The sequence below is a fragment of the Kribbella sp. NPDC020701 genome (assembly GCF_055562215.1).
In genome coordinates this window covers 1-1405 of record NZ_JBVHFT010000070.1, presented here as the reverse complement: position 1 = coordinate 1405, position 1405 = coordinate 1, and the positions used below count along the sequence as shown (strand labels likewise).

Genomic DNA, 1405 nt, shown 5'->3' with positions numbered 1-1405 from the left:
TGATGACGCTCATCTGAATCTCCCCAGACCTGCTCACTGAAATTCCCCACCCCGTGTGGCTCCACCGGATGTGGTGGGGCCCCTTCGAGACTGGCGGTCTCTGACCACACGCCGGCTACTCGAAGGGGCCTTGCTGTCCATGCTGACACGGGAGGAAGACATCGACGTGCACGCATTGCGTCGCCAGGGCTGGACGATCTCTGCGATCGCCCGGCACCTGGGCAGAGACCGTAAGACGATCCGTGCCTATCTGGCCGGCGAGCGGGTTGCCGGGCAACGCAGACCTGCTGGGCCGGACCCATTCGAGCCGTATGTCGGCTACGTCCGTGCGAGGTTAACCGAGGACCCGCACTTGTGGGCACAGACGCTGTTCGACGAGGTTGTTGCCTTGGGCTACGACAAGGCGTATTCCACGTTCACCCGGCAGTTACGTGCCCGGGGGTTGCGGCCGCACTGCGAACCGTGCAGCGCGACGACGGGCCGGGTGGCGGCGGTGATCGAGCACCCGGCGGGCGAGGAGACCCAGTGGGACTGGCTCGAGCTGCCCGACCCGCCCGAGTCGTGGGGGTGGGGCAAGACCGCGCATCTGCTGGTCGGCGCGCTGGCCCACTCCGGCAGGTGGCGAGGCACGCTGGCCGCAAGCGAGGAGCAGCCCCACCTGATCGAGGCTCTCGACGCGACGGCGCGCAAGCTGGGCGGCCTGACCAAGACGTGGCGGTTCGACCGGATGGCCACGGTCTGCTACCCCGCGTCGGGGAAGGTGACCGCGTCGTTCGCCGCGGTGGCCAAGCACTACGGGGTGTCGGTGGCGATCTGCCCACCCCGGCGCGGCAACCGCAAGGGCGTGGTAGAGAAGGTCAACCACACCGCCGCGCAACGCTGGTGGCGCACCCTGAGCGACGACCACACCGTCGAACAAGCCCAATCCTTGCTGGACAAATTCAGCGAGCTGCGCGGTGACACCCGGCTGCGCCCGGCCGGACCCGGCGGGAAGGCCAGCGTCGCGACCGTGGCCAAAGCTGAGCCGCTGCGACCGGTGCCGGCCACGGCGTTCCCGGCCACCATCACCGAGACCCGGGTCGTGTCCACGCAGGCCCTGGTGGCCTGGCGAGGCAACTTCTACTCGGTGCCACCCGAACTCGCCCGAGCGCAGGTGACCGTGTCGCAGCGGCTCGGCGCCCGCTGCGTCGACATCGCCACCACCGGCGGAATCGTGATCGCCCGCCACGAGCTGGCTCCCGACGGCGCCGGTGTGATGGTCCGCGACCACGGCCACGTCATCGCCCTCGAGGCCACCGTGCTCGCCGCCCACACCACCGCCGCCCCGCATCGCCGCAAGGAACGCATCCCACCCGGCCTCGAGGCCCGCGCCGCCGCCGAGACACTGCGCGCCCGGCAACAACCC

At 70.1% G+C, this 1405-nt stretch carries 1 protein-coding gene; it reads left to right on the top strand.

Going from position 1 to position 1405, the window contains the following annotated elements:
- Nucleotides 1–139 precede the first annotated feature (139 nt).
- A partial coding sequence (locus tag ACZ3HV_RS44565; RefSeq protein WP_465693960.1) for a Mu transposase domain-containing protein occupies nt 140–1405 on the top strand: 1266 nt, incomplete at its 3' end.